Source organism: Amycolatopsis balhimycina FH 1894, assembly GCF_000384295.1.
Classification (GTDB): Bacteria; Actinomycetota; Actinomycetes; order Mycobacteriales; family Pseudonocardiaceae; genus Amycolatopsis; species Amycolatopsis balhimycina.
Map to the genome: position 1 here is coordinate 3,893,193 of NZ_KB913037.1, position 25,927 is coordinate 3,919,119.

At 72.0% G+C, this 25,927-nt stretch carries 22 protein-coding genes; 12 read left to right on the forward strand and 10 right to left on the reverse strand.

Annotated elements, in window-relative coordinates; translation table 11 throughout:
* Nucleotides 1-66: 66 nt before the first annotated feature.
* The 7 genes from A3CE_RS0116895 (at nucleotide 67) to A3CE_RS56530 (ending at nucleotide 10,939) form a co-directional block, all read left to right on the forward strand.
* Nucleotides 67-3,321, forward strand: a complete 3,255-nt coding sequence (locus tag A3CE_RS0116895) for an ATP-binding protein (RefSeq protein ID WP_026468567.1) — start codon at nucleotides 67-69, stop codon at nucleotides 3,319-3,321.
* A 212-nt stretch (nucleotides 3,322-3,533) separates the two neighbouring features.
* Nucleotides 3,534-7,163 carry an ATP-binding protein gene (locus A3CE_RS0116900; RefSeq protein ID WP_245589539.1) on the forward strand — a complete coding sequence of 1,210 codons (3,630 nt, stop codon included), beginning with the start codon at nucleotides 3,534-3,536 and terminating at the stop codon, nucleotides 7,161-7,163.
* Between the two features lie 170 nt (nucleotides 7,164-7,333).
* Complete coding sequence (locus tag A3CE_RS51195; RefSeq protein ID WP_125591672.1) at nucleotides 7,334-7,921, forward strand: MauE/DoxX family redox-associated membrane protein; 588 nt, start codon at nucleotides 7,334-7,336, stop codon at nucleotides 7,919-7,921.
* Between the two features lie 21 nt (nucleotides 7,922-7,942).
* Nucleotides 7,943-8,482, forward strand: a complete 540-nt coding sequence (locus A3CE_RS0116910; RefSeq protein WP_026468568.1) for a TlpA family protein disulfide reductase — start codon at nucleotides 7,943-7,945, stop codon at nucleotides 8,480-8,482.
* Nucleotides 8,479-10,269: an ABC transporter ATP-binding protein gene (locus A3CE_RS0116915; RefSeq protein ID WP_020641287.1), complete on the forward strand. Its 1,791-nt coding sequence runs from the start codon at nucleotides 8,479-8,481 to the stop codon at nucleotides 10,267-10,269. The genes A3CE_RS0116910 and A3CE_RS0116915 overlap by 4 nt, the downstream gene beginning before the upstream one ends.
* On the forward strand, nucleotides 10,269-10,733 hold the full coding sequence (locus A3CE_RS51200) for a S26 family signal peptidase (protein WP_020641288.1): 465 nt from the start codon (nucleotides 10,269-10,271) through the stop codon (nucleotides 10,731-10,733). The genes A3CE_RS0116915 and A3CE_RS51200 overlap by 1 nt, the downstream gene beginning before the upstream one ends.
* Entirely contained in the window at nucleotides 10,730-10,939 is a 210-nt protein-coding gene (locus tag A3CE_RS56530; RefSeq protein WP_125591674.1) for a hypothetical protein, read from the forward strand. Before A3CE_RS51200 ends, A3CE_RS56530 begins: the two co-directional genes overlap by 4 nt.
* A 502-nt stretch (nucleotides 10,940-11,441) precedes the next feature.
* Here A3CE_RS56530 and A3CE_RS0116930 read toward each other — a convergent pair.
* The 5 genes from A3CE_RS0116930 to A3CE_RS0116950 are packed head-to-tail and all read right to left on the reverse strand — an operon-like array spanning nucleotide 11,442 to nucleotide 16,416.
* Nucleotides 11,442-12,830 carry a GH1 family beta-glucosidase gene (locus A3CE_RS0116930; RefSeq protein WP_020641290.1) on the reverse strand — a complete coding sequence of 463 codons (1,389 nt, stop codon included), beginning with the start codon at nucleotides 12,828-12,830 and terminating at the stop codon, nucleotides 11,442-11,444.
* The gene (locus A3CE_RS0116935; protein WP_020641291.1) at nucleotides 12,827-13,651 is read right to left on the reverse strand and encodes a carbohydrate ABC transporter permease; all 825 of its coding nucleotides are present in this window, start codon (nucleotides 13,649-13,651) and stop codon (nucleotides 12,827-12,829) included. Before A3CE_RS0116935 ends, A3CE_RS0116930 begins: the two co-directional genes overlap by 4 nt.
* Nucleotides 13,648-14,553: a carbohydrate ABC transporter permease gene (locus A3CE_RS0116940; protein ID WP_020641292.1), complete on the reverse strand. Its 906-nt coding sequence runs from the start codon at nucleotides 14,551-14,553 to the stop codon at nucleotides 13,648-13,650. Before A3CE_RS0116940 ends, A3CE_RS0116935 begins: the two co-directional genes overlap by 4 nt.
* 6 nt (nucleotides 14,554-14,559) lie before the next feature.
* On the reverse strand, nucleotides 14,560-15,828 hold the full coding sequence (locus tag A3CE_RS0116945; protein WP_020641293.1) for an ABC transporter substrate-binding protein: 1,269 nt from the start codon (nucleotides 15,826-15,828) through the stop codon (nucleotides 14,560-14,562).
* A 9-nt stretch (nucleotides 15,829-15,837) separates the two neighbouring features.
* On the reverse strand, nucleotides 15,838-16,416 hold the full coding sequence (locus A3CE_RS0116950) for a helix-turn-helix transcriptional regulator (protein WP_020641294.1): 579 nt from the start codon (nucleotides 16,414-16,416) through the stop codon (nucleotides 15,838-15,840).
* A 151-nt stretch (nucleotides 16,417-16,567) separates the two neighbouring features.
* Between A3CE_RS0116950 and A3CE_RS0116955 the strand changes: the two genes are divergently transcribed.
* Nucleotides 16,568-17,761 carry a glycoside hydrolase family 3 N-terminal domain-containing protein gene (locus A3CE_RS0116955; protein ID WP_051183770.1) on the forward strand — a complete coding sequence of 398 codons (1,194 nt, stop codon included), beginning with the start codon at nucleotides 16,568-16,570 and terminating at the stop codon, nucleotides 17,759-17,761.
* 213 nt (nucleotides 17,762-17,974) lie between these two features.
* Nucleotides 17,975-18,382 carry a hypothetical protein gene (locus tag A3CE_RS0116960; RefSeq protein ID WP_020641296.1) on the forward strand — a complete coding sequence of 136 codons (408 nt, stop codon included), beginning with the start codon at nucleotides 17,975-17,977 and terminating at the stop codon, nucleotides 18,380-18,382.
* On the opposite strand, the gene A3CE_RS51205 is transcribed toward A3CE_RS0116960, so the two are convergent.
* On the reverse strand, nucleotides 18,360-19,697 hold the full coding sequence (locus tag A3CE_RS51205; protein WP_020641297.1) for an MFS transporter: 1,338 nt from the start codon (nucleotides 19,695-19,697) through the stop codon (nucleotides 18,360-18,362). The two genes, A3CE_RS0116960 and A3CE_RS51205, sit on opposite strands and share 23 nt — an antisense overlap.
* Nucleotides 19,698-19,806: 109 nt before the next feature.
* On the opposite strand from A3CE_RS51205, the gene A3CE_RS0116970 reads away from it, so the two are divergent.
* Nucleotides 19,807-20,754 (forward strand): Lrp/AsnC family transcriptional regulator, encoded by a 948-nt coding sequence (locus A3CE_RS0116970; protein WP_020641298.1) that lies wholly within the window; start codon nucleotides 19,807-19,809, stop codon nucleotides 20,752-20,754.
* Nucleotides 20,755-20,862: 108 nt separating this feature from the next.
* Here A3CE_RS0116970 and A3CE_RS55215 read toward each other — a convergent pair whose 3' ends face one another.
* Nucleotides 20,863-21,039 carry a zf-HC2 domain-containing protein gene (locus A3CE_RS55215; protein WP_020641299.1) on the reverse strand — a complete coding sequence of 59 codons (177 nt, stop codon included), beginning with the start codon at nucleotides 21,037-21,039 and terminating at the stop codon, nucleotides 20,863-20,865.
* 314 nt (nucleotides 21,040-21,353) lie between these two features.
* Here A3CE_RS55215 and A3CE_RS0116980 point away from each other — a divergent pair, with 314 nt between their 5' ends.
* Both A3CE_RS0116980 and A3CE_RS0116985 read left to right on the forward strand, forming a co-directional pair.
* The gene (locus tag A3CE_RS0116980; RefSeq protein WP_020641300.1) at nucleotides 21,354-21,602 is read left to right on the forward strand and encodes a hypothetical protein; all 249 of its coding nucleotides are present in this window, start codon (nucleotides 21,354-21,356) and stop codon (nucleotides 21,600-21,602) included.
* A 224-nt stretch (nucleotides 21,603-21,826) separates the two neighbouring features.
* Nucleotides 21,827-22,897, forward strand: a complete 1,071-nt coding sequence (locus tag A3CE_RS0116985) for a glycoside hydrolase family 19 protein (protein WP_020641301.1) — start codon at nucleotides 21,827-21,829, stop codon at nucleotides 22,895-22,897.
* 39 nt (nucleotides 22,898-22,936) lie between these two features.
* Here A3CE_RS0116985 and A3CE_RS0116990 read toward each other — a convergent pair whose 3' ends face one another.
* The 3 genes from A3CE_RS0116990 to A3CE_RS0117000 form a co-directional block, all read right to left on the reverse strand.
* Nucleotides 22,937-23,683: a thioesterase II family protein gene (locus A3CE_RS0116990; protein WP_020641302.1), complete on the reverse strand. Its 747-nt coding sequence runs from the start codon at nucleotides 23,681-23,683 to the stop codon at nucleotides 22,937-22,939.
* A gap of 96 nt (nucleotides 23,684-23,779) precedes the next feature.
* Nucleotides 23,780-24,934 (reverse strand): thioester domain-containing protein, encoded by a 1,155-nt coding sequence (locus A3CE_RS0116995; protein ID WP_026468570.1) that lies wholly within the window; start codon nucleotides 24,932-24,934, stop codon nucleotides 23,780-23,782.
* A 344-nt stretch (nucleotides 24,935-25,278) separates the two neighbouring features.
* Nucleotides 25,279-25,908, reverse strand: coding sequence for a TetR/AcrR family transcriptional regulator (locus A3CE_RS0117000; protein WP_020641304.1), 630 nt, complete (start codon nucleotides 25,906-25,908; stop codon nucleotides 25,279-25,281).
* Nucleotides 25,909-25,927 lie beyond the last annotated feature (19 nt).

Below are 25,927 nucleotides of genomic sequence, written 5' to 3' on the forward strand. Positions count from 1 at the left end.
GCGTCCGCGTATGCTCACGTCAGGCATCCGGCGCGTGACGATTCGTCAGCGCACGAAGGGAGACCGATGTCGGCTGCGGACGGCTCCGCACCGAGACTCCGGCTGCTGGGCCCCATGAAGGCCTGGCAAGGCGAAACGGAGCTGGAACTCGGCTCCGCGCACCGCCGGACGGTGCTCGCCGCACTGGCGATGACCCCGAACCGCACGGTTTCGCGCGAGGAGCTGATCGACGCCGTCTGGGGCGAAGCGCCGCCGCAGAGCGCGCAGGGGTCCATCTACACCTACATCTCCGGGCTGCGGCGCGCGCTCGAACCGGGTCGCGCCAAGGGCGAGGGCCCGCAGCTGCTCGCGTCGATCGGCTCCGGCTATTCGCTCTGCCTGGACGCCGAAGCGATCGACGTCCACCGGTTCGAAAGCCTGCGGGAGCAGGCACAGCGGGAGCAGGCGGCGGGTGATCTCCGCGGCGCCCGCGCAACCCTCGACACGGCTTTGGGGCTCTGGCACGGGGTTCCGCTGTCCGGCCTGCCCGGGCCGTTCGCCGCGGCCCAGCGCGCGCGGCTCACCGAAGTGCGGCTGGCGACGATCGAACGGCGCGCGGAAGTCGTGCTGGAGTCCGGCGGGCACGCGGAGCTCGTCGCCGAGCTGACGGCGCTGACCCGCGAACACCCGTTCCGCGAGACGCTGCGCGGGCTGCTCATGCGGGCCCTGGTCCAGGCGGGCAGGCGGACCGAGGCGATCGCGGTGTACGCCGACGTCCGAGACCGGCTCGTCGAGTCCTCGGGCACCGAGCCCGGCCCGCAGTTGCGGCGGCTGTACGACGAGCTGCGCGAAAGACCTGCCCCGGCACCGGAACCGCCGCCGTTCCCGCGTCGGGCGCGGGTCCCGGCCGCGACGCTGCCGGAGCAGGCGGAGATCTTCGTCGGCCGGGAAGCCGAAGTCGCCCGGCTGCGCGAAGCCGTCGCCGGTCTCGAAGCCGGCGTCGGCCGGTCGGTGTGGCTCGAGGGCGAACCGGGCATCGGCCGCACGGCGCTGCTGGCCGAAGTGCTTGCCATGACCCAAGACCTGAAGCCCGCCTTCGCCGCCGCGGACGCGCTGGACCAGCGCTTCGCCCTGCGCCCGTTGCTCGACGCGCTGGGCGTCCATCCGGACGCCGCCGACGAACGCCGGGCCGCGCTCGCCACCCGGCTCGCCGGGCAACCCGGTGAAGACCCGGTCGACGGCGTGCTCGGGCTGGTGCGCGAGCTGTGCGCGGAAGCCCCGCTGGTGCTCGTGGTCGACGACCTGCAGTGGGCCGACGACACGACGCTGCGGGTCTGGCGGTACCTGAGCCGGGAGACGCGGCAGCTGCCGCTGCTGCTCGTCGGCGCCTGCCGTCCGGTGCCGCGACCGGCCGCGCTCGACGACCTGCGGGCCGAACCTGACAACGATGACATCGCCGTGGTATCGCTGCCTCCGCTGACCGAAGCCGCCGCGCGGAAGCTCGCCACCGAGCTGGTCGGCGCGCCGCCCGGACCCGGCCTCCAGACGCAGGTGTCCCACGCGGCCGGGAACCCGCGCTACGTCCGGGAAATCGTCCAGTCACTGCTGGCGCAGTCGTCGATCGTGCTCGACGGCGTCCACGCGCACCTCGACGGCAACGCGGGCCAGGCCATCCAACCGGCGCTGGGCTCGCGGATCACGCTGTACCTGAGCTTCCTCTCCAGCGGGACCCGCGACACGCTGCGCTGGGCCGCGCTCCTCGGCCAGGAGTTCTCCCTGGCGGACATCGCCGTCGCCACCGAACGGTCACCGACGGCGCTGGTCGGCGCGGTCGACGAGGCGATCACGTCCGGGATGCTCGTCGAATCCGGCGACCGGCTGGCGTTCCGGCACCCGCTGGTGCGCCGCGTGCTCTACGAAAAGACGCCCGCGGCGATGCGGGTCGCACTGCACCGGCAGCTGGCCGAGGCCTTCGCCGCCGCGGGAGCGCCCGCCGAGCGCGTCGCCGAACAGCTCGCCGCCGCGCCCGCGCAGGTGGACCCGTGGGTCACCGCGTGGCTGCTGGAGCACATCGGCACGGTCGCCACCGGAACCCCGCGCGTCGCGGTCGACCTGCTGCGCCACGCCGTCACGCAGGGCACGCTGCCGCCGGACGCGCGGGAGACGCTGACCGCGACCCTGGCCCGGCTGCTGTTCTGGCTCGGCCGGGAACCCGAGGCCGAGGCACGCTCGGTCGTCGCGCGGACGGCCGACAGCAGGCGGGCGGCCGAGATGCGCTGGATCCTGGCCTACGTCTACTACCGCCGCGGCGACTTCTCCGAGGCGACCGCCGAACTGAAGCGGACCCTCGACGACGCCGACGTCCCGGAAATGTGGCGTGGGCGGCACGAGGCACTGCTGGCGACGCTGGAACGGCTCGGCGAGGACACGGTCCTGGCGCCGGCCGGGCTGCACCCGCTGGACGACGCGGCGCTGTCCGTCCCGAACCTCGACAGCCTCGACGAGGCCGCCGAGCCGCTCGACGCCGCCCGGCGCATCGCCGCGACGCGCGCGGTGCCGGGCGAGATGCACCTGGCCGGCGCGGTGCACTACTACTGGCTGGGCCGCTGGCCCGAGGCACTGGCCGAACTGGACGCGGTGATCCGCGACGGCGCGGACACCGCGTCCTACGTCCTGCGCAGCCTCGGCTCGACCCTGCTGGTGCACGGCGTCGGCGCGTTGATCGCCGGCCACCGCGGCGAACCGGTCCTGGCCAGGACGCACCTCGACACGGCCGACCGGCAGCAGTGGCCGCCGGGGCTCGAGCCCGACGGCGGCGACTTCCTGCTCGCGGCACGGGCGTTGCTGGCCGAGCAGGAAGGCAGGCCCGAAGCGGCGCTGGCCGCGCTCCTGCCGCTGCTGGAGGACGACTACCCGCCCGCCGCGCGCCACCAGTGGCTGCCCGACCTCGTCCGGATCGCCGGACGGCTCGACGACCACCAGCGTGCGCACCAGGCGCTGCGCCTGCTCGAACCCGAAGGCGACGTCCCGCCCGCGCACGCCGCGGCCGCCGCGCACTGCCGCGGCCTGGTCACCGGCGACCCCGAGCCGGTCCTCACCGCGGCCGGGCACTACCGGGCCGCCGGCCGGCTCCTCAAGCAGGCCAAGGCGACGGAGGACGCGGCGATCCTGCTCGCCGAAGCGGGCCGGCTCGACGACGCCCGGATGGCGTTCCGCGGGGCGATGACCGCCTACACCGGCATGGGCGCGGTCTGGGACGTCCACCGCGCGGAGCTCAGGATGCAGCCGTTCGGCATCCGCCGTGCCAACCCCGCGCGCCCTCGCGCCGCAGCCGCCGACTGAACCGCCCCGCCGCCGGCCAACGTCCGTGAATGGCACATTGAGGGACTTGAAGTCCCGCAATGTGCCATTCACGGACTTCGGGCCGGGATCTAGGTGAACGCGCAACCTTGGGCGGGGTTGCCACGTCAGTAAGGTCACCGAAGTAGTCGGTACCGAGATGTCCCTGGGGGAACGGGGTCTGGGGCTGAAGTCCCAGAGGGGACGGCGACGACATGCCAGGGGATGCGGACACCGGTCTGCGGGTGGGCGTGCTCGGTCCGCTGCGTGCTTGGCGCGGGGCGGCCGAAATCGGCCTGGGCCCCGCCCGTCAGCGCGCCATCTTCGCGGTGCTCGCGGTCAACTCCGGCCGCCCGGTCCCCCGCGCCGAGCTGATCGACGCCGTGTGGGGCGATTCGGCGCCGGCGAGCGTCGAGGGCAGCGTCCACACCTACGTCTCCGGGCTGCGCCGGGCCCTCGAACCGGACCGGTCGCGCTGGTCGGCGGCCAGCGTCCTGGTCTCGGACCCGGCGGGGTATTCGCTGCTGCTCGGGGAAGACGCGCTCGACGCGGCCGTGTTCGAGCGGCACCGCGAGCGGGCGCGGCGGCACCTCGAGCAGGGTGACCCACGGGCGGCGGTCACCGAGCTGGACGCCGCTCTCGCGCTCTGGCAGGGCGAAGCGCTTTCCGGCGTGCCGGGCGGGTTCGCCGAGCGGCACCGCGAACACCTCGCCGAGCTGCGGCTGGACACCCTCGAACGACGCGCCGAAGCCGTGCTGGCCCTGGGCGGGCACCTCGATCTGGCGCCGGAACTGGCGGTGCTGGCCGGGGAACACCCGCTACGGGAGTCGCTGCGCGAGTCGCTCATGCTCGCTCTCTACCGCAGCGGCCGTCCCGCCGACGCCCTCGACGTCTTCCGCGACGCCCGCGCCACGCTCGTCGCGGAGCTCGGCGTGGAGCCCGGTCCGGCGCTGCAGCGGATCCAGCGGCAGATCCTCGCCCAGGACCCGGCCCTCGACGCGCCCGCGGCGCCGGTCGTGGTCACCGGGCACCGGCTCTTCGGCCGGGAAGCCGAGACGGCGAAGCTCGCCGAACTGGTCGCCGACGTCCGTGCCGGCCGCGGCCGGGCCGTCTGGATCGAAGGCGAAGCCGGGATCGGCAAGTCCGAGCTGCTCACCACCTCGCTGCCGGACGGGCCCGGCTTCGAGCGGCACTGGGTGGCCGCCGACGAGCTGAGCACCCGGTTCCCGCTGCAGGTGGTGCTGGAGTGCCTGGCGATCGACGTCCACTCGGACGACTCGCGGCGCGCGCGGCTGGCGCGGGAACTCGCGGGCGAGGGCCCGGTGCGGCGCGCCTGGGGCCCGGCCGACCCGGTGCTCGGCGCCGTCGACCGGCTGCTGGCCCTGGTCGACGAGCTGTGCGCGCACTGCCCGCAGGTGCTCGTGCTCGACGACCTGCAGTGGGCGGACGAGGCGTCCGTGCTGGTGTGGCACCGGCTCTGCGCGGCGACCCGGCAGCTGCCGCTGCTGCTGGTGGCCGCGACCCGCCCGGCGCCCGACCGCTCCGAGCTCGCCCAGCTGCGCCGCGGCGTCCAGGCGCGGGACGGGGTCGTCCTCGACCTCGGGCCGCTGACCGGGGACGACGTCGGCAGGCTGATCGAGGACCAGATCGGGGCGCCGCCCGGGCCGGGACTGCGCGAGCTGGCCGCCCGTGGTGCGGGAAACCCGTTGTACGTCAAGGAGATGGTCGACGTCCTGGTGCGCGCCGGCGCGGTCGAGGTGCGCGGCGGCGAGGCCGACGTCGACGATTCGGCGGAGTTCGAGGCGCCGCGGTCGCTGGTCGCCGCGGTCGACCGCCGGCTGGACTTCCTGACCGCGCGGACGCAGGAAGTGCTGCGCTGGGGCGCGCTGCTGGGCATGGAGTTCGCCGTCGGCGACATCGCCGCGGTGCTCGGCACCCGGCCGTCGGACCTGCTGGAGCCGCTGGAAGAAGCCGTCGCGGCGAACGTGCTCATCGACACCGGGACGCAGCTGGCGTTCCGCCATCCCCTGCTGCGACAGGCGCTGTACGGCCGGCTGCTGGCCGGGACGCGGGCCGCCCTGCACCGGCAGGCGGCCGGGGCGCTCGCCGGGATCGGTGCCCCGGTCAAACGCGTCGCCGAGCAGCTGGTGGCGGCACCGGCCACTGTGGACGAATGGGTGCTGGACTGGGTCGCCGGGCACCACGCGGCCGTGTCGAACCGGGCGCCGCTGATCGCCGTCGAGCTGCTGGAACGGGCGCTGGCCGCATGCGACGGCACCGACCCGCGCCGGGAGACACTGCTCGTGGCGCTGGTCAAGGTGCTGTTCCGGTTGGAACGCGGCCCGGAAACCCTGGCGCGGCAGGCCCTCGACGTCGCCACCGAGCCGGACGCCGTCGAGGAGATGCGGCACATCCTCGCAGCGCTGCGGCACCGCCGCGGCGACACCGAAGGCGCGGTCGCGACCCTCGCCGCGACCGTCGACGACCCGGCCGTCCCGGAGCTCTGGCGGGTCAAGCACCGGCAGCTGCTGGCGAACTTCCGCCGCGGCGATCTGTCCGATTTGGACAGCGCGGAGCGGACGGCGCGCGAGATGAGAACGCTCGCCGGCGATGACCGGTACCTGACCGCGCACGCGCTGCAGTCGTTGTGGCTGGTCGATTCGGTGCGCCGGGAGCACGACCGCGCGCTCACCCACGTCGACGCGGCGATCGAAGCCGTCGGCGACGAGCACGAACTGGCCGACCTGCACCTCGACCTGCTCGACAACCGCGTGTTCACGCTGCAGAACCTCGACCGCCTGGCCGACGCGGGCGACACACTGCGCGCGGCGGGCGAAGTCGCGGCGCGGCACGCGCTGCCGGTCGGGCTGCAGGTGTCCGCCGCGGTGCACCGGTACTGGGAAGGCCGCTGGGACGAGGCGCTGGTCGAACTGGACACGGTCATCGAGGACGGGCCGGCGATCACGTTCTACGGCCTGCGCGAGCCCGGCCCGGCGGCCCTGCTGCTGCACGGCGTCGCGGCGTTGATCGCGGGCCGCCGGGACGACCGGGCCCAGGCCGCGGCCCACCTCGACACGGCGGAGGAGTACGCCCCGGTGACCGGCGCCGAACGCGAGAGCTTCGACTTCCTGCTGGTCGCCGACGCCCTGGCGGCGGAGCAGCGCGGCGACCGGGTCCGCGCGTTGGCCGTCCTCGAGCCGATCCTGAACCCGACGTACGCGCAGATGATGCTGCGGCACCAGTGGCTGCCGGCGTTCGTGCGGCTGGCGATGGAGCAGGACGACGTCGTCCGCGCCCGGCGGGCGCTGGCGGTGTGCGAGGAAGAAGCGGCGAAGGAACGGCGGCCGGCCCGGGCGCACGCGGCGGCGTCGTGGTGCCGTGGCCTGATCGAGGAGGACCCGGCACCGGTGCTCGCGACGGCCGAGCACTTCCGCGCGGTCGGCCGCCGGCCCGAACTGGCCGCGGCGCTGGAGGACGCGGCCGTACTGCTGGCCCGCGCGGGCCGCCTGGACGCGGCGCACGCGGCGTTCGAAGAGGCCGCCGAGCTGTACACGGCGCTGGCGGCGCGCTGGGACCTGCGGCGCGCGGAAACCCGGCTGCGCCGCCTCGGCGTCCGCCGGGGTGCGCTGTTCACGGCGATCCGGCCCGGACACGGCTGGGAGTCGCTGACGCCGATCGAGGTCCGCATCGCGAGCCTGGTCGCCGAGGGCCGGTCCAACCCGGACATCGCGGCCGAGCTGTCCCTGCCCCGGCGGACGGTCCAGGCCCACGTGGCCCGGCTGCTGGGCAAGCTGGAGACGCCGTCACGCTCGGGCGTCGCCGACGCCTTCCGGCAGCGCACCTGACCAACGCCGTCACTTCCCTCCCGTGCGGCTCACAGGGACAGGATTCGCCGGATGGCGGACATGCCGCTCCCACCCGCCACACCGGCCGGGCACAGTCGGCGGGTATGACCGCGGGGCGGCGAGCGGATCCCGTGCCATTCTCGGAAGTCGTGCGCGGACGCTGAAGAATTGTGCGCGCATCCGCAAGACCTGGCCGCCATCCGCGCGCATACTTCCTCTTGGTGATGGGGGATCGAATGCATTTCGTCGTCGAGTTCTGTCGATTGCTGATCGTGATGATCTTCATGGTGTCGGCATTCGGAAAGTCCGGTAAGGGACATCTCCGGGACTTCACGGATACGGTCGCGCAGCTGACATCGAACCGGCCCGCGCGGCCGATCGCCCGTTCGGTCGTCGCGGCCGAATTCGCGGTCGTCGCGCTGGCGTTGGCGCCGCCCACCCAGGCGGCCGGGCTTCTGCTCGCGGCGATACTGCTCGCGGGGTTCGCCGTGGTCGCCGAATTCGCCGTGCGCACGCATCGGCCGGTGGCTTGCCACTGCTTCGGCGGCACGGACGACACCATGCTCGGCCGCGCGCACGTCGTCCGCAACACCGTGCTGGCCGGGGTCGCGACGGCGGGATTCTTCGGCACCGTTTTCGTCGCTCCCCGCGCCGCCGCCGGCCTCACGCTGACCGCGGGCCTGGCCGCGTTCGCGGTGGCCGCACCGCTGGTGCGGTGGCCGGACATCCGTGTCCTCTTCGCCGATACGAGCATCTGATCCGGAAAGAAGGACAGTCACATGGGTTATCTTTACGGCGCCATTGTGGTGTGCGCGCTGCTGACGGCCGGTTCCCTGCTGCTGAACCTCGGAGTCGTCCGGCGCCTTCGTGAACACGAATCGGTCCTCAGCGAGATCCGGATGCGCCCGCCCGCCACACCGGTCCTCGCGATCGAGCCCGGGGAGTCGCCCACGCCCTTCGAGGCGGTGGACGTCGACGGCCGCGAACTGACCAATCGGACGATCGCTTTCTCGCGGGTCACCTTCTTCACCGCCGACTGCCAGGCCTGCGAAAAAGCCCTTCCCGAATTCCTGGCACGGCCGGCCGCCGACGGCGAGCAGACCATCGCGGTGGTGGTCGGTCCCGAGCCGGCGACCGCGGACCAGGTCGAGCGGCTCCGAGACCGGGCGCGGGTCGTCCGAGAGGACTTCGGCGGCCCGGTCTCCACGGCCTTCGGAGTGCGCGGCTTCCCGGTCACCGTGCTTCTGGACGAAGACGGCAGGGCGGCCACCGACCTCGGCGGGAGCGACGCCGCGGCCCGGAACGCGCTCGTGTCATGACCGCGTCCCGCCGCCGTCTGGCCGCGGACATCACCGGCTTCGTCTGGCGATCGGCCCGGCTCCCGGCGCTGGGGACCCTGGCGCTCACGGCTGTGGCCGGGCTGCTTCCGGTGCTGTCGGCCTGGTTCACCAAGCTGGTCGTGGACGGGCTGCTGGCCGGATCGGCACTCGCCGAGCTGGCCTGGGTCATCGCCGTCCTGGCCGCGCTGACCGTCGTGACCGCCGCGCAGCCGCACGCGGCGCAGTACCTCAACACGGCGTTGAGCCGGACTCTGGCACGGGAGTCCCAGGCCACCCTGTTCGCCGCGCTGAACCGGTTTCTGGGACTCGCCAGGTTCGAGGATCCGCAGTTCCTGAACGAGGTCGCGATGGCCCAGCACGTCGGCCGCATCGCACCGGCACAGTTCGTCAGCGCCGGCACCGGAACCGTCCGCGGCGGCGTGCTGGCGGGCGGTTTCCTGACGTCCCTGCTGGTCATCTCGCCGTGGATGGCCGCCCTGATCCTGCTCGCCACCGTGCCGAGCGTCCACGTGCAACTGCGGATCAACCGGCTCCAGGTGGATGTCGAGCGCCGGAGCACGACGGGCACGCGACGGGAGACGTTCTACGGGGACCTGCTGAGCCGGCCGGACGGCGCCCAGGAGATCCGGTTGTTCGGCATCGGCTCCTATCTGCGCACCCGCCTGCTCGGCGAGCTGGACGAGGTGCAGCGCGCCCAGCGCGGGGTCGACCTCCGGAACTTCCGCGCGCAGAGCGGGCTGGCCCTGCTGGGCTCGCTGGTCGCGGCCGGCGGGCTGATCTGGGTCGTGCTGGCGGCCGGCCGGGGCATCATCACGCTGGGGGACGTGACCGTGTTCCTCGCGGCCGTGGCGGGGACGCAGGCAGCCATCGGTCTCCTCGTCACCAGCGCGACGGGCATGCACCGGTCCCTGCTCCTGTACGCGCACTTCCACACGGTCACCCACGCGGAGAACGACCTGCCGTCCGGACCGCTGCCCGCCGGGCCACTGGAGCGCGGCATCGAAGTCCGCGACGTCTGGTTCCGGTACGGCGAAACCCGGCCGTGGGTGCTGCAAGGCGTCGACTTCACCATCCCGCGTGGCAAGACCGTGGCGATCGCCGGCCTGAACGGTTCGGGGAAGAGCACGCTCGTGAAGCTCCTCTGCCGGTGCCACGATCCGCAGAAGGGCCGGCTCACCTGGAACGGGACGGACTACACCGCCTTCGACGTGCGGACGCTGCGTGCCCGGATGTCCGCGCTCCTCCAGGACTACCTGCGCTACGAGCTGACCGCGCGGGAGAACGTGGGGCTCGGCCGGGTTTCCGCGATGCACGACACCGCCCGGCTGTCCGAAGCGGCCGGGCGCGCACTGATCGACGACGTCCTTCGTGCCCTGCCGAACGGGTACGACACCCAGCTGAACCGGGCGTTCGCCGACGAGGGCGCCGATCCCGGCGGTGGTGTGCCGCTTTCCGGGGGACAGTGGCAGCGGGTCGGTCTCGCCCGTGCGCTCCTGCGTGACGACATCGATCTGCTGATCCTCGACGAGCCCGGAGCCGGGTTGGACGCCGAAGCCGAGCGCGCCGTCCACGAACGGATCACCGATCTCCGCCGGGGGCGGACGACGCTGCTCATCTCCCACCACCTCGGCACTCTGCGGACCGCGGATCTCATCCTGGTCCTGGCGGACGGGCAGATCGTCGAGCGCGGCACCCACGAGCAGCTGATGGCGGCCTCCGGCCGCTACCGGGACCTTTTCGAGCTGCAGGCCGGGGGGTTCCGGTGATGCGCACGTTCGGCCTGGCCGCGTTCACCGGCCTGCTGCTGTGGGTGGTGCGCTCGACGTTCGTGATCGTCCGTGTCCGCGGCTCGAGCATGGCCCCCACCCTGCGCGACGGCGACCGGATCCTGGCCGTGCGCCACCTCCCGATCCGCCGGAACCGCGTCGTCGTGGTCCACGCCGGCCCGCACGTCCGGCCGGCATCGGTCACGTCGGACGGCTACCTGGTCAAGCGGGTTCACGCGGTGCCGGGCGACGTCGTTCCGGCCAGGGACTACCCCGCTCTCCGCGCGACGCCGAAGGTGCCAGAGGGGTGCCTCATCCTGCGCGGCGACAACGCGGACCACAGCTTCGACTCGCGCCACGCGGGTTACTTCCCGGCGGCCGCCGTCCGCGGAACCGCCGTGCGCGTCCTGCCGCGCCCCGGATCCGCCGCGAAAATTCGCGGGGAGCAAGGAGAAGAGAAATGAAGTCCATCGGAAGACTGAGCGACCGGCTTCTCTCACTGGCGGTTCCCAAGATCGAGGCGGAAGCCGCGAGCCCTGTGTGCGCCGAGAGCGGGTGGTGCCAGCTCTGCCGCTACGAGGGATCGATGCCCCTCATGCAGCACTGCTGGGTCTACGCGGTGTGCCGCGTCGAGTGCGGGATCTGCCTGATCAACAACCCGGACTGCTGAATGCGGCCGGCTCGAGAGCTTGGGGAGTGAGCGATGCGTTCCGGAACTTTCAGGACCCTGTTCGTGCTGGCGGCGGTCGCCGTCAGCAGCACGACCGCGGTGACGCCGGCATCGGCGCACGCTCCGAGGTGTTCGCCCCACGTGCTCTGCGCGTGGACGGGCTCGATCTTCTCGGGGTCGCGGGCGGAGTTCCCGGTGCCCGACAACAGTTGTGTCAACATTTCCGGTCCCAGGTATTCGGCCTACAACAGGATGTCCGTGTCCCTCGCTCTGTCGGAGGGAACTTGTGGCAGCGGAGCGAGAGCGTGGTACATCGCCGCCGGCGAGCAGCAGCCGTACCTGCTGCCCAACGGGGCCAAGTCCGCGTCGCGGTGTAGTGCTTGCCGCGCCGCCGCCCGGCCGTAGCCACCGGCCGCGGGCCGGCCTTGCCGGGAAGGCCGATGAGCCGACCGGGCAAGGCCGGCCCGCGGCCTCAACCCCGTCCGGCGGCACCGCTACCCACTCACCCGGCTGCCGTCGCAGTACTGGTGGGCAGTGCGTTGGCCCTGGCGACCCGGCCGAGGAAACGGCCGGAATCCTTGACCGTCCGCTGTTGTGTCTCGAAGTCGACGTGCACCAGGCCGAACCGTTGCGTGTAGCCCATGGCCCATTCGAAGTTGTCCAGCAGCGACCAGGCGAAGTACCCGCGGACGTCGACGCCGGCACGGATCGCGTCGTGGACCGCGTGCAGGTGTTCCATGAAGTAGTTCACCCGCGCCGCGTCGAACACCCGGCCGTCGACCACCTTGTCCACAAAGGACGCACCGTTCTCGGCCACCACCAGCGGCAACCCGCCGGATCGGGCGGAAATCCACTTCAGCAGATCGGTGAGCGCCGCGGGCGCCTGTTCCCAGCCGAACGCCGTGAGCGGGCCGGGTGCCGGGAGGACGTCCAGCCCCCGCAGCCCCGGCAGGGGGCAGTTGCCCGGCGCCAGCGGGTCGGCGAGCGGGGTGACGCGGGCGGGCGCGTAGTAGTTCACGCCCAGCCAGTCGATCGGCGCGGCGATGACGTCCGTGTCGCCGTCACGCACCGATGCCGCGAACCGGCCGCCGTGGTGCTCGACGTCCGCCCACACGTCGGCCGGGTAGCCCTTGCCCAGCACCGGGTCCAGGAAGAACCGGTTGTGGATGCCGTCGAACTTCCGCGCCGCCTCGGCGTGCGCCGGCGAGGAACCGTCCGGGATCGCCGGGGCGAAGTTCAGCGCCAGCGAGAACTCGTGGCCCGGCCGCGCCTGCGCGGTGAGCGCGCGCATGGCCAGGCCGTGTCCCAGCAGCAGGTGGTGGGCCGCGACCAGCGCCGTGTCGGGGTCGGCGACGCCGGGGGCGTGCGCGCCGGTGCCGTAGCCGAGGAAGGCCGCGCAGAACGGTTCGTTGACCGTCGTCCACTGGTTCACGCGGTCGCCGAGCGCGTCGTGCACGACCGCGGCGTAGTCGGCGAACCGTGCCGCCGTGTCGCGTTCCGGCCAGCCGCCGTCGTCTTCCAGGGCCTGCGGCAGGTCCCAGTGGTAGAGCGTCAGGACCGGCACGACGCCGCGGCGCAGGAGCTCGTCGACCAGCCGGTCGTAGAAGGCGAGCCCGGCCGCGGACGTCGTGCGGCCGTCCGGCATCACCCGGGACCACGCGACCGAGAACCGGTAGGCGTTCAGGCCCAGGCCGGCCAGCAAGCCGATATCCTCGGGGTAGCGGTGGTAGTGGTCGCAGGCGACGTCGCCGGTCGCGCCGCCGAGCACCTTGCCGTCGGCGGCCGCGAAAGTGTCCCAAATGGACGGTCCGCGGCCGCCGTCGGCGACGCCGCCCTCGATCTGGTAGGAGGCGGTCGCCGCGCCCCACAGGAAGCCCGCCGGGAAGGTCATACCGGTGCCCCTTTCAGGATTCCTCGCACGATGTAGCGGCCCAGCAGCAGGAACAGCGCGATGACGGGCAGGACGCCGACCGTCGCGCCGGTGAGCATCAGTGCGTAGTCGGTGTAGTAGCCGCTGGCCAGCTGCGACAGCGCGACCTGCACGGTCGGCGTCTCGTTGGGGTCGAGGACCACCAGCGGCCAGAAGTAGTCGTTCCAGGTGGCCATGAAGGTGAGCATGGCGAGCACCGCGGCCGGCGCGCGGAGCGCGGGCACGGCCACGTGCCAGTAGGTGCGCAGGATCGAGCAGCCGTCGACGGTCGCCGCGTCGACGAGGTCGGCGCTGATCGCGTTCTCGCACGCCTGGCGCATCCAGAACACGCTGAACGCGCTCAGCAACGCCGGCACGATCACCGCTTCCAGCCGCCCGTACCAGCCGAGGTCGCCGACGACCAGGTAGAGCGGGATGACACCGAGCTGCGCCGGCACCATCGCCGAGCCGACGACCAGCAGGAAGAGCGTGTTGCGGCCGCGGAATTCGAGCCGCGCGAAGGCGAACCCGGCGAGGCTGGCCAGCACGACGTTGGACACCATGACGGTGCCCGCGACGATCAGCGAGTTCCCGATGGCCAGCCAGAAGTCGACGGTGTCGAAGACGCGCCGCACGTTCTCGGCGAGATGCCCGCCCGGCAGCAGCAGCGGCGACGTCTCGCCGATCGCCGCATTGTCGCGCGTGGCCACGACGAACGACCAGTACAGCGGGAACACGGACGCGCCGAGCACCCCGGTCAGCACGGCGTAGACCCAGCCGCCCGGCTTGCGCCGCGCCGTCACGCCGACCTCACGAACCGGCGCACCAGCCGGTAGTCGACCAGCGCGAACAGCGCGCAGATCACGAACATCACCCAGGTCAGCGCGGCCGCATAACCGGCGTCGAAGTGCGTGAAGCCCTTTTCGTACAGGTACATGACCAGCGTCTGGAACTGCCGGTCGTTGCCGCCGGTCCCGCCGGAACCACCGGCGTCGAACAGCTGCGGCTCGGCGAACAGCTGGAGGCCGTTGACCGTGCCGGCGATGGCAGTGAAGGCCAGCGCGGGCCGGATGCCCGGCACGGTGATCGACCAGAACGTCCGCCACCGCGAGGCGCCGTCGAGTTCGGCGGCCTCGTACAGGTCACCGGGGACGGCCTGCATCGCGGCCAGGTAGATCAGCGCGTTGTAGCCGGTCCAGCGCCAGAGCACCATGCCGGCGACGGCGACGTGCGACGCCCAGGTCGTCGCCCGCCAGTTGACCGGCGCCACGCCGACCCAGCCGAGCACCTCGTTGACGACGCCGTAGTCGCGGCTGAACAGCTGCCCGAACACCAGCCCGATCGCGACGACGGAAACCACGTTCGGCAGCAGGACCCCGGTGCGCCACCAGGTCGCGGCGCGCAGCGGCCGGTCCAGCAGCGCCGCGATGCCCAGCGCCAGCAGGAACTCCGGGACCGCGGCGAGCAGGAAGATGCCGACGGTGTTGGCGAGGGCGTTGTAGAACCGCGGATCGGTGAGCAGGTCGCCGTAGTTGGCGAGGCCGACGGCACCCTGGTCGCCTTCGAGCAGGTTCCAGTCGTGGAGGGAAACCCACGCCGTGTAGAGCAGCGGGAAGACGCCGAAAACGACGAACAGGGCGAAGAAGGGCGCGACGAGCAGCAGCGGCGTGACCTTGCGGTCGAAACGGGCGAGCCGGTGCTGCACGCGCGGCTACTTCAGCGCCGCTTGGGCCTGCTGGAGGGCTTCCGCCCAGGCCTGGCCGACGTTCTCGGTCCGGTCCTCGACCCGCCCGAGCGCGCGGCCGAACTCCGGCCGGACGTCGGCGTCACGGAGGCCGCGGTAGTTCGGGCGCAGCTGATCGGCCGAGGCCGCGAAGATCCGGCCGATCGGCGCGTCGCCGAAGTACGGGTCGGTGTGCGCGAGGACCTGCGGATCCTCGTAGACGGAAGGTTCGCTGGGCAGGATGCCGTCGGAGAGGAAGAGCTTCTTCTGCTGCTCCGGCGCGGTCAGCCAGCGGGCGAGCTCGTACGCCTCCTTCTGGTGGCTGCCCTGCTTCGGCACGGTGAGGAACGAGCCGCCCTGGTTGCCGCTCTTGCCGGGCACGGTCGTGACGTCCCACTTGCCGCGGTTGGCGTCACCCCCGGCTTCCTTGATCTGGCTGAGCATCCACGCGGGGCAGGCGACGGTGGCGAACGAACCCTGCTTGATCGCCACGTTCCACGCCTGGGTGAAGGTGGTCGCCGCCGCCGTCTGCCCCTTCGCGGCGATGCCGCCGGAGAGGGAGAAGGCGGCGCGCACGCTCGGGTTGCGGTCGGCGATGAAGGAGTCGTCCTTCGCGGAGAAGTAGTTCTCCGGCGACTGGTTCAGCATCGCCGTGTAGACGGTCCCGGCGGAATCGGCGAACTTCACCCCCGGCGTCTTGCTCGTGAACCGTTCGGCGGTGGCGGCGTAGGCATCCCAGTCGGGCATCAGCTTCGCGACCTCCTCACGGCCGGTCGGCAGGTCCGCGGCCTGGAACAGGTCACGCCGGTAGCAGAGGGCCAGGCTGCCCATGTCGGTGCCGAGGCCCAGCACGAAGGCGCCGTCGGTGCCCTGCGCCCACTTCCACGGCACCCACTGGTGTTCGAGGTCGCGGGCACCGAACGAGGCGAGGTCGGCGAACTTGTCCTTCGCCTTCCGGTACTGCGGGATGTACTGCTCCTCGATCGCGACGACGTCGGCGGCGCCGTGCCCGGTGGCGAGCTGCGTCGCGAGGCCCTTGTGGTGGGTGTCGAAGTCGGTGACGCGGTTCTGCACCGTGATGTCCGGGTGCAGCTTCTCGTACTCGGCGATCAGGGGCGCGTAGCCAAACTCCCCGAAGGTCGCGATGGTGAGCTTCGTCTTCCCGGCGTCATCCGGGCCGGTGTCAGCCGGGCTGCAGGCGGCGAGCGGGATCAACGCGGCGACCGCGATGGCGGTCCGGCGGACGATCGTGCGCAACGGGCTTCCTCAGATCACACCGGCCCGCACGGCGTAAGCGACCGCGTGCGGCCGATTGCGCAGGTTGAGCCGGTTGGTCATGGCGTAGATGACGTTCTTCACGGTCCGCTCCGAGTAGCAGAGCTTGCCCGCGATCTCGGCAGTGTCCCAGCCTTCGGCCATCAGGCGAAGCACATCCACCTCGCGCGGCGTCAGTGCCGCCCCGGCGCCCTCGTGGGCGAGGGCCTCGACCTGCTCGCGCAGCGACGCCGAGCGTCCGCGCGCGGCGGCGAGCACGCTTTCGGTGAGCCTGTCGAGCGCGGTCCGCGACAGCACGGCGGAGACGTGGCAGTCGGCGAGCAGCTCCAGGTGCGACGGGTCGACGTGCCCGGCGACCAGCACGATCGCGGCGGGCGACTCGGCTGCCGCGGCCCGCAGCGCGGCAACGGCGTCCCGGTCGACCTGCCCGACGGCGAACACGAGCACGGCCGCCTCGCCCCGCCGGGCGCGCGGCAGGACCAGCAGCTCCGGACGGGACTTCAGGTGGTTGGTCAGCCCGGTCAGGGCGATCGGGTCGGACGCCCACGCCGCCACTCGCACCTGGTCCATCGTGCCCTCCCCTTCACACCGTTTCCTGACTCGCTCCAGTCTGCTGAGGTCGCCTTCACGAATTCTCTAATGGGGGCACCACCATTCTTCACGCCGTGAAGTTCGGGCGTCGACTACGGTCGGGGGGACACGCCGACGAGCGAAGGGACCGATGAACCGCCGACGTCTTGCCGTCCTCGGGGCGGCGTTGTGCCTCGCAGCCGGCTTTCTGCTGGTGGCGAACCTGCCCTCGCAGACCGTCTCCGGGCTGGCGCTGCCCGTGCCTTTCGTTCCTTCCCCGCGGGTGGTTCCCGCTCCCGCGGGGCCTCCGGCTCCCCCGGCGCCTTCGGCTCCCACGTCGCGGCTGGCGCGGCCGGGTGACTGCGCGTCGCTGGTGAACGGTCTCGACGTCCCCGCCCAGGTGGCGCAGCTGGTCGTCGTGGGGGTGTCCGGCGACAACCCCGCCGCCACGGTCGCGCTGGTTCGCGACCACCAGATCGGCGGGATCTTCATCGGCGGTAACGCAACAGCGTTGTTGAAAGACCGTTCCCTGGCGGCGGTCCAGGCCGTGGCCCGGGTGCCGGTGGGGGTGGCGGTCGACGAGGAGGGCGGCCGCGTCCAGCGTATCGACGGCCTCGACGGCGACCTGCCGTCGGCCCGGGCGATGGCCGCGACGAAGTCCCCGGCGGAAGTCCGCGCGCTGGCCGCCGAACGCGGCCGCCGGCTGCGCGCCCGCGGGGTGACGGTGGACTTCGCCCCGGACACCGACGTCACGGACGCGCCGGACGACGACGTGATCGGCGACCGGTCGTTCAGCCCCGACCCGGCCCGGGTCAAGGCGTACGCGACGGCGTTCGCGGCGGGCCTGCGCGAGGCGGGTGTCCAGCCCGTGCTGAAGCACTTCCCGGGCCACGGCCACGGCTCGGGCGACTCCCACAAGGGCACGGTGGTGACGCCGCCGCTCGCCCAGCTGCGGGCGGTCGACCTGGTGCCCTACCGCGGCCTGGCCGACTACGGCCCGGTCGCGGTGATGGTCGGCCACCTCGACGTGCCCGATCTGACCGCCGGGATCCCGGCTTCCCTTTCGCCCGCCGCGTACCGGTTGCTGCGCGGCGAGTTCGGGTTCACCGGGCCGGTGGTCACGGACGACCTCGGGGCGATGAAGGCGATCACCGCGCAGTATCCCTTGCCGGAGGCGGTGGTGAAGGCCCTGCAGGCCGGCGCGGATCAGGCGTTGTGGTCCTCCGGGGGACGGGTCGACGAGGTGCTGGACCGGTTGGTCAAGGCGGTGGCGTCGGGGGAACTGCCGAAGGCGCAGGTACAGGAATCGGTCACGCGGGTGTTGCGGGGCAAGGGCCTCTGCTGAACTCCCGGCCGCGCGGCTTGTCCCGGCTCGCCAGAGGTCTTGAATGACTCATTCAGGACCTCCGAAGACCTGAATGAGTCATTCAAGACACCGCGGCAGCGGCGTGGTCACCCAACCCGAACTGTCCGCGGACGTGTTCGCCGATCTCGACCGGATCGGCGCCGCCTGATCGCTACGCTGAGCGCGCACACAGGCGCGAGGACGGAGAACAGCGTGGCGGAGTGGGGCGATCTGGTCGCTTACATCAGGCAGGCGTACCGGGTGGTGCGCGACGAGCCCGACGAACTGCGCATCCGCCTGGTCTTCGGCGACGAACCCGACACCGAACAGCGTGCCCAGATCGTCGTGATCGCCCGCGAGATCCTCGACCAGCGCGAGGACTGGGTGCAGATCGCCACGCCGTTCGCCCGGCACGACGAGGTCGATCTCCTCGAGGTGCTGACCGAGGTCGGCGAGGCGATCGTGGTGGGCGGGCTCGCCGTGATGGGTGACCACATCGTGCTCCGCCACTCGCTCCCGCTGGTCAACCTGGACATCAACGAGTTCATCGATCCCCTCGAGCTCGTCGCCGGCGCGGCCGAGCTGCTGGAGCAGCAGTTCACCGGTCGCGACGACTACTGAGCGGGAACACCGCGGCGCCCGCGGCCACGGTGAGCCCGGCCCCGAGGCCGAGCGCCGCGGCCGCCCCGCCGGTGCCGAGGCAGAGGCCGCCGAGGAGCGCGACGCCGAGGGTGCCGCCGAGCTGCTGCACCGCGTTGAGCAGCCCGGCCGCCGAGCCGGTTTCGTGCGGCCGGACCCGGGCCAGGGCCGCGGTGAAGAACGGCACGGTGAACGTCCCCATCCCGAGCCCGCACAACGCCAGCGCGCCGAGCAGCGGCCACGGGTACGAACGCACCCCGCCGGCGTAGACGGCGATGGCGGCGAGGATCCCGGCCAGCAGCAGGGCCAGTCCGGCGTACATCACGCGCGCGCCGAACTTCGGGACCAGCCGGGCACCGGCGAACCACGACGACACCGCGAGCCCGGCCGAGAGCGGCAGCAGCGTCAGGCCCGCCGTGCGGACGTCGGCGCCGAGGCCCAGCTGCAGCTGCATCGGCACGACCTGCATCAGCCCGGTCATCACCGCGAAGAACAGCAGCGACCCCGCGAGCGCCGCCGGGAACCCGCGGTGGGCGAACAGGCTGGGCTCGACCAGCGGCGCGGCCGAGCGGCGCTGGTGGAACCCGAACACCACCAGCAGCGCGGCGCCGGCCGCGAGCAGGGCCCAGTTCGTCCCGTCCGGTTCGATCAGCGGGTACACGACCAGTGCGGCGCCGGCGACGACGAGCGCGGTGCCGACCGGGTCGAGCGCCGGCCGGGTGGCGGCCCGGTCCTCCCGCAGCAGCCGCGCGGCGAAGAGCACCGCGAGCCCGAGCGGGACGTTCACCAGGAACACCGCCCGCCACGACACCGACTGCGTCAACAGGCCGCCGAGCAGCGGCCCGGTGACCGCCGACAGGCCCATCACCGGCCCGATGCTCCCCAGCGCCTTCGCGAGTTCGTCGCCGTCGAACAGGCCGCGGATGAGGCCGATGGTCTGCGGGACGATCAGCGCCGCGGCCGCGCCCTGCACCGCGCGCGCCCCGATCAGCAGGCCGGCCGCGCCGGAGACCGCGCAGACCAGTGACGCGAGCACGAAGCCCGCTACGCCGATCCGGAAGACCTTCGCCCGGCCGAAGAGGTCGCCGAGGCGGCCGCCGGTGATCAGGAAGGCCGCGAACGGCAGCGTGTAGGCCGCGCTGAACCACGGGACGTCGGCGGCCGGACCGGGCAGCGCGGCGTGGATCACCGGCCCCGCGACCTGCACGATCGTGGCGTCGAGCAGGTTCATCGCCTCGGCGGTGAGCAGGACGGCCAGTGCGGCCCAGCGCCACCGGTAACGGGTCATGGTCGGCATGGGTGCCCCCTTTCGTTCGCCGCCCACCTTGACGAGTGGTCGCACCGGCGTTCCAGCTATCGAGCGTGGATAGCGGATTTCTTCCATCGGATGCGGTTGAATGCGGGATATGATCACGCTGGACGCCGTCGACCGCGCCCTGATCCACGCGCTGCACGTCGACGGCCGGGCGCCGTTCACGAAGATCGGCGACGTCCTCGGCGTCTCGACGCAGACCGTGGCGCGGCGCTACCGCCGTCTTCGCGCCGAAGCGTCGCTTCGCGTCGTCGGCCTGCCGGACCCGCAACGCGCCGGGCAGGCCGAGTGGATGGTCCGGCTGACCGCGACGCCGCACACCGCGCAGGACCTTGCCCACGCGCTCGCCCGCCGCGCCGACACCGCGTGGATCAAGCTCATGTCCGGCGGCACCGAGATCTGCGTGAACGTGCAGACGCCCGCCACGAGCGACCATTCACTGCTGCTGCGGGACATCCCGCGGACCGCGAGCATCACCGCGGTGTCGGCGCATCAGCTGCTGCACCGCTACTTCGGCGGCCCGGACGCCTGGCTGGGCCGCGCGAACTCCCTCGACGCGGCGCAGATCGCGGCGCTCACGCCGGCGCACCAGGGGCCGGGCAAGCCGCTGACCGGCGAGGACGACGCGCTGATGGCCGCGCTGCAGCGGGACGGCCGCGCGAGCCTGGCCGAGCTGGCGACCGCCACCGGCTGGTCCGCGGCGACCGTTGCACGGCGGCTGGCGGACCTCCAGGCCGGCGGCACGGTGTTCTTCGACCTGGAGATCGACCCCGCGCCGCTGGGCGCCACGACGCAGGCGCTGCTCTGGATGGCGGTCGCGCCCGCCCACCTCGACCGGGTCGCGAAGAAGCTGTCGGCACACCCGGAACTCGCGCTCGTCGCCGCGACGACCGGCTCGGCCACCCTGGTCGCGCACGCGCTCTGCCCGGACGCGGCCGCCCTGCACCACTACCTGACCCACCGGCTGGGCGCGCTCGACGCCATCCGCACGCTGGAGACGGCGCCGGTCCTGCGGACGATCAAGGCCGCCGCGTCCCGCTGAGGCCAGGCCGGCCCCCGGACGTCGTGAACGACCCTTTCCTGTCGTCCGACGTCATGAACGGGTCGTTCACGACGCCGGACCGACTCGGCACGGACGCGCGTCGGAGTCCTAAGTGGACTTCACGTCGACCAGGTGGTCGAGCATGCCGCGGACGGCTTCGAACTCCCGGACCTCCTGGCGGCAGTCCGGGCAGGCGTCGAGGTGCCGCTCGACCCGTGCCGCGTCGGCGGCGTCGAGCAACCCCAGGCTGTAGGCCCCGAGGTCGGTCCGGTCGTACCGGCCCATGAATCGCGTCTCCGTTTCCGCATCCCGTGAGGGAACGCCCGCACTATCGGATGTCTCCAGAGTCCGGAAAAGGACGCGCCACCGGCGAAGTTCCGCGTTTTTCTACCCGTTCGGCCGACAACTTCGGACGGCAATCAGCCCATGTGAGTGAAAGCGGTCGTCACGCAGCTCACCCGTCCGAACACGGAAAGCTTTTGTGGGCGCGACTTCGCCGATTCCGCGTCATGGCTCCCCGGCTCACTCGTCGGACCTGCGTCGGGTTGGAGTTTTCCGCCTCGACCTGGGCAAGCAGGCGATCCGAAACGAGGAGAGCGATGACCGTACGGAGCCACCGGGCGGACGACGTCGTGGACGAGGTCGGGGTGTGGCTGGCGGGGGAGTTCGCGGGACGGCTCCCCGTCTCGGAGATCGATCGCGTCGTCCGGGCGACGCGGTTCGACCTCGAAGGCAGCATCGCGCCGGAGGAGCTCGGGGAGATGCTCCACCGGCTGGGCCGGGCCCGGCTGCAGCGGCTCCTGCAGTACGCGCCGGCCACGCAGGTGCGGATTCCGCAGGCACGCTGACGCCGGCGGCCGGGCGTCGTCCCGGCCACCCGGCCACGGCTTCGGTCCGCGAGGGGACGTTCGCGCACACCCCTTGCCCGGATCGGCCGGATTCTTGACTGGACTAGACCAATCTGCTCTAGTGACCGTTGTCACGTTCGTCTCGGCCGGATGAGCACCCCCCATCTTCGACACCGGGCGCCCGCGCGCCCGGATCCTGTCGTGGCCGAAGGAGTGAGCGAGTCTTGAGAAGACGTCTTGTCGCGGTCCTGTCCGCTGTCGCCGCCGTAGCCGGGCTCGCGTTCGGCGTACCCACGCTGACCGGGCAGGCCCCGCAGGCGGCCGCCGCCGCGTGCAGCGCGCCGAACTGGGTCGCGGGCCAGTGGTACGACGTCGGCGCGGTCGTGCGCTACACCAACGGCGGCTACTACCGCGCCAAAAACGCCAACCCGGGGTACGACCCGATCATCAGCACCTGGTACTGGGAGCCGTACAGCTGTGACGGCGGGGGCGGCACCACCTGCAGCTACCCGGACTGGGTCGCCGGCCAGTGGTACGACGTCGGCGCGATCGTCCGCTACACCAACGGCGGCTACTACCGCGCCAAAAACGCCAACCCGGGCTACGACCCGATCATCAGCACCTGGTACTGGGAGCCCTACGACTGCGGCGGCGGCACCGACCCCGGCAACCCGGGCTCGTTCGTCGTCAGCGAAGCCCAGTTCAACCAGATGTTCCCGGGCCGGAACTCCTTCTACACCTACAGCGGCCTCACCGCGGCGTTGTCGGCATACCCCGGCTTCGCGAACACCGGCAGCGACACGGTGAAGAAGCAGGAAGCCGCGGCGTTCCTCGCCAACGTCAGCCACGAAACCGGCGGGCTCGTCTACATCGTCGAACAGAACACGGCCAACTACCCGCACTACTGCGACTGGAACCAGCCCTACGGCTGTCCGGCGGGCCAATCGGCCTACTACGGCCGCGGCCCGATCCAGCTGAGCTGGAACTTCAACTACAAGGCCGCCGGTGACGCGCTCGGCATCGACCTGCTCGGCAACCCCTGGCAGGTCGAGCAGAACGCGGCCGTCGCCTGGAAGACCGGGCTCTGGTACTGGAACACCCAGAGCGGCCCTGGCACGATGACCCCGCACAACGCGATGGTCGGCCAGCGCGGGTTCGGCGAAACCATCCGCAGCATCAACGGCTCGATCGAATGCAACGGCGGCAACCCCGCCCAGGTCGAGAGCCGCGTCTCGAAGTACCGGCAGATCAGCTCGATCCTCGGCGTCGACCCCGGCGCCAACCTCTACTGCTGAGCGAGCGGGCAGGGTGCGCCGCACCCTGCCCGCTACCGTTCAGCGGGCGAGCCGGTCGCCGATCAGCCCGGTGATCGCCGCCGCCTCGTCCTTGAGGTAGAAGTGTCCGCCCGGGAACGTCTTCAGCTCGAACCCGGCGGACGTGCGGTCCGCCCAGCCGCTCGCCTGGGCCTCGTCGACCTTCGGGTCCTGGTCGCCGAGCAGCGCGACGATCGGGCAGCTGACGTCCGGGCCGGGGCGGTAGTGGTAGCGCTCGGCGGCCCGGTAGTCGCTGCGCAGCGCGGGCAGCGCCATGCGGCGGATGTCCGGGTCGTCGAGGATCGCCGCCTCGGTGCCGCCGAGCCGCTTGACCTCGGCCAGCAGCTCGTCGTCGTTCTTCAGGTGGACGCCGTCGCCGAGGGGCCCGGACGGCGCGCGGCGGCCGGAAACGAACAGGGTGTGCAGCCGCGTCCCCCGCGCCTCGAGCCGCCGCGCGACCTCGAAGGCCAGGCTGGCGCCCATGCTGTGGCCGAAGAACGCCACCGGCCCGCCCATCACCGCCGGGAGCACGCCGGCCAGCCGGTCGGCGAGCACGAACAGGTCGTCCACCGCGGGTTCGCCGTACCGGTCCTGCCGGCCCGGGTACTGCACGACCAGGACCTCCACCGCGGGGGCCAGCGCCGCCGAAACGGGGCGGTAGTAGCTCGCCGCGCCTCCGGCGTGCGGGAAGCACACGAGCCGGACCGGGGCGGCGGGCGCCGGGTGGAAGCGCCGGATCCACTCCGAAGCCTCGAGCGAAATCGTCATGCTCTCGAATCTGTCAGGCCGTCGCGCCCGCGTCGACCCCGTCGCACGGAAAACGGGGCCGGTCCACCTGGACCGGCCCCGTTTCCTGGTCGTGCGTTACGCGCGGCTGCGACGACGGTTCAGCAGCAGCATCAGCGCACCGCCGCCGAGCAGCAGGCCGCCGACGGTGAACGGAACCGCGGCGTCGACACCGGTGTTGGCCAGCTCGCCGCCACCGGACTGCGCGCCACCCGGGGTGGTCGGCACCGGGCTCGTGACCGGGGCACCCGCCTCGGTCCAGCTCGCGGCCGCCTTCGCGGTCACCTGGGTCTTCTCCGAGTCGGCCACGATCAGCGACTGGGCTTCCTGGGTCTCGTAGTTCTGGGCGACGAACAGCCGGCCGGTGTCCAACTGCCCGGTCACCTTGAGCGCGAAGGAACCCTTGCCGGGCTTGGTGCCCGCCGGGATGTCGACGAACAGCTTGCTGCCGTCCTTGACGTCCGCCCCCTTCAGCTCCTTGCCGTCAGCGTCGGTGATCTTGACGCCGTCGGGCAGTTCGCTGGTCAGCGCGGTGATGTCACCGGTCGTGGCCACGTTGAACGGCCCGATCTTGGTGCCCGCGGCGCCTTCGGTCTTGTCCGCGGCGATGTTCAGCGTCGGCTTCGGCTGCTTGCCGAGACCGGCGTTGTCGGGACCGGTCAGGTAGTCGTACAGCGCGACGACGTCGGCCGAGGCGTCGGCGTCCTCGTACGGCAGCGGCTTGCCTTTGTCGAGGTTCGTGTTGTCGCTGAAGTGCCAGACCGACGCCTGGGTCGCGGTGATGGCCTCCTGCTCGGAGAGGCCGCCGTGCAGCTTGGCGCCCTTCTTGGCGAGCACGTCGCCCAGGTCGGCCGCCTTGACCCCCGGGTAGCCGTGGTGCAGCACCCAGTTGATCTTGTCGCTGTTCGCCTGGAAGTTCTTCGACTCTTCGCTCTTGGGGTACTGGTTCCACGGCCGCTCGACCATGTCCACGTCGGTGCGCATCCCGACCTTGATCTGCACGCAGTAGAGCTTGAGCGTCTTGCCGTCCGACAGCTTCATCCCGAACAGCTCGGTCACGTAGTTCCGGCCGGGGCCGAGGTTGACGCTGAACCCTTCGGTTCCGCCGCCCTTGACGACCCGGCCCCGCGCGGCGCCGTCGTCCGCGAGCGCCGCGGGAGTGCCGACCATGACCGCGGCGGCCGCGGCGAGCACCGCGATCCCGCCACGCACGAGTGCTGACCTGACCTGCATAAATCTCCTATCCGAGCCCGAACCACGCCGTTTGGGCCGCGTGGGATGAAAATCCCCGACCACAGCGGCCACCGATTCGGGTGAGTGATCACCCAGTCAAGCGAGATCGGAGCATACACAGACCACACAAGAGCTACGCAGGGTGCCCCCACAAACACGAAAGTGGGCAAAACGCCGCTGAATGGCCCAGTGAGAAAGTCTCGAAACGACGTTTTGTCCGGCGAGCGCGACGGAGCCCGGCGAATCCACGCCGGGCCCAAAGGTCTTGAATGACTCATTCAGGACCTCCGAAGACCTGAATGAGTCATTCAAGACGCTCGCCCACGCAGCCGGGCCGCACCCGGTCAAGCGTGTCCGGCTACCTCGTCCGAGGCGGGTCGCAGCACCGAAACCATCCGGCCGATGGTGGCGGCGTACTCCGCCTTCAGCCGTGGTTTGTCCACATCGGACGCTTCGGCCAGTGCCATCCCCGCGGTGCCCAGCATGCCGAACACCAGCCGGGTCGTGGTCTCCAGTGGCTGGTCTTCGATTTCGCCTGCCGCCATCAGCGCCTTGATCAGCTGCTCGACGAGGCCGTAGGCGAACTGCTCCTCGGCCGCCCGCCAGCGCAGCCAGCCGAGGGCGATCGGGGCCTCCAGGCAGACGATCCGGCCGTACACCGGGTCGCAACAGCGGTCGAGGAACGCGTCGAGTCCGGCGATCGCCGCCGATCGGGGTTCCGCCGCCCGTGCCGCGGCGGCCGCGCAAAGCGCCGTCGAATCGGTCTCGAGCTGCTCGAACACCGCCTCGAACAACGCGCCCTTGCCGGCGAAGTGGTGGTAGATCGCGCCGCGCGTGGCCTGGATGTCGCCGGCGATGTCCTCCAGCGCCGTGCCGGCGAAGCCGTGCTCGGCGAACCGGCGGGTGGCCGCCGCCAGCAGAGCGGCCCGGGTTGCCTCGGAGTACTGCTCCCGTCGGCTCTTGACCGTCGACATGCACAGAGCATAGGACATA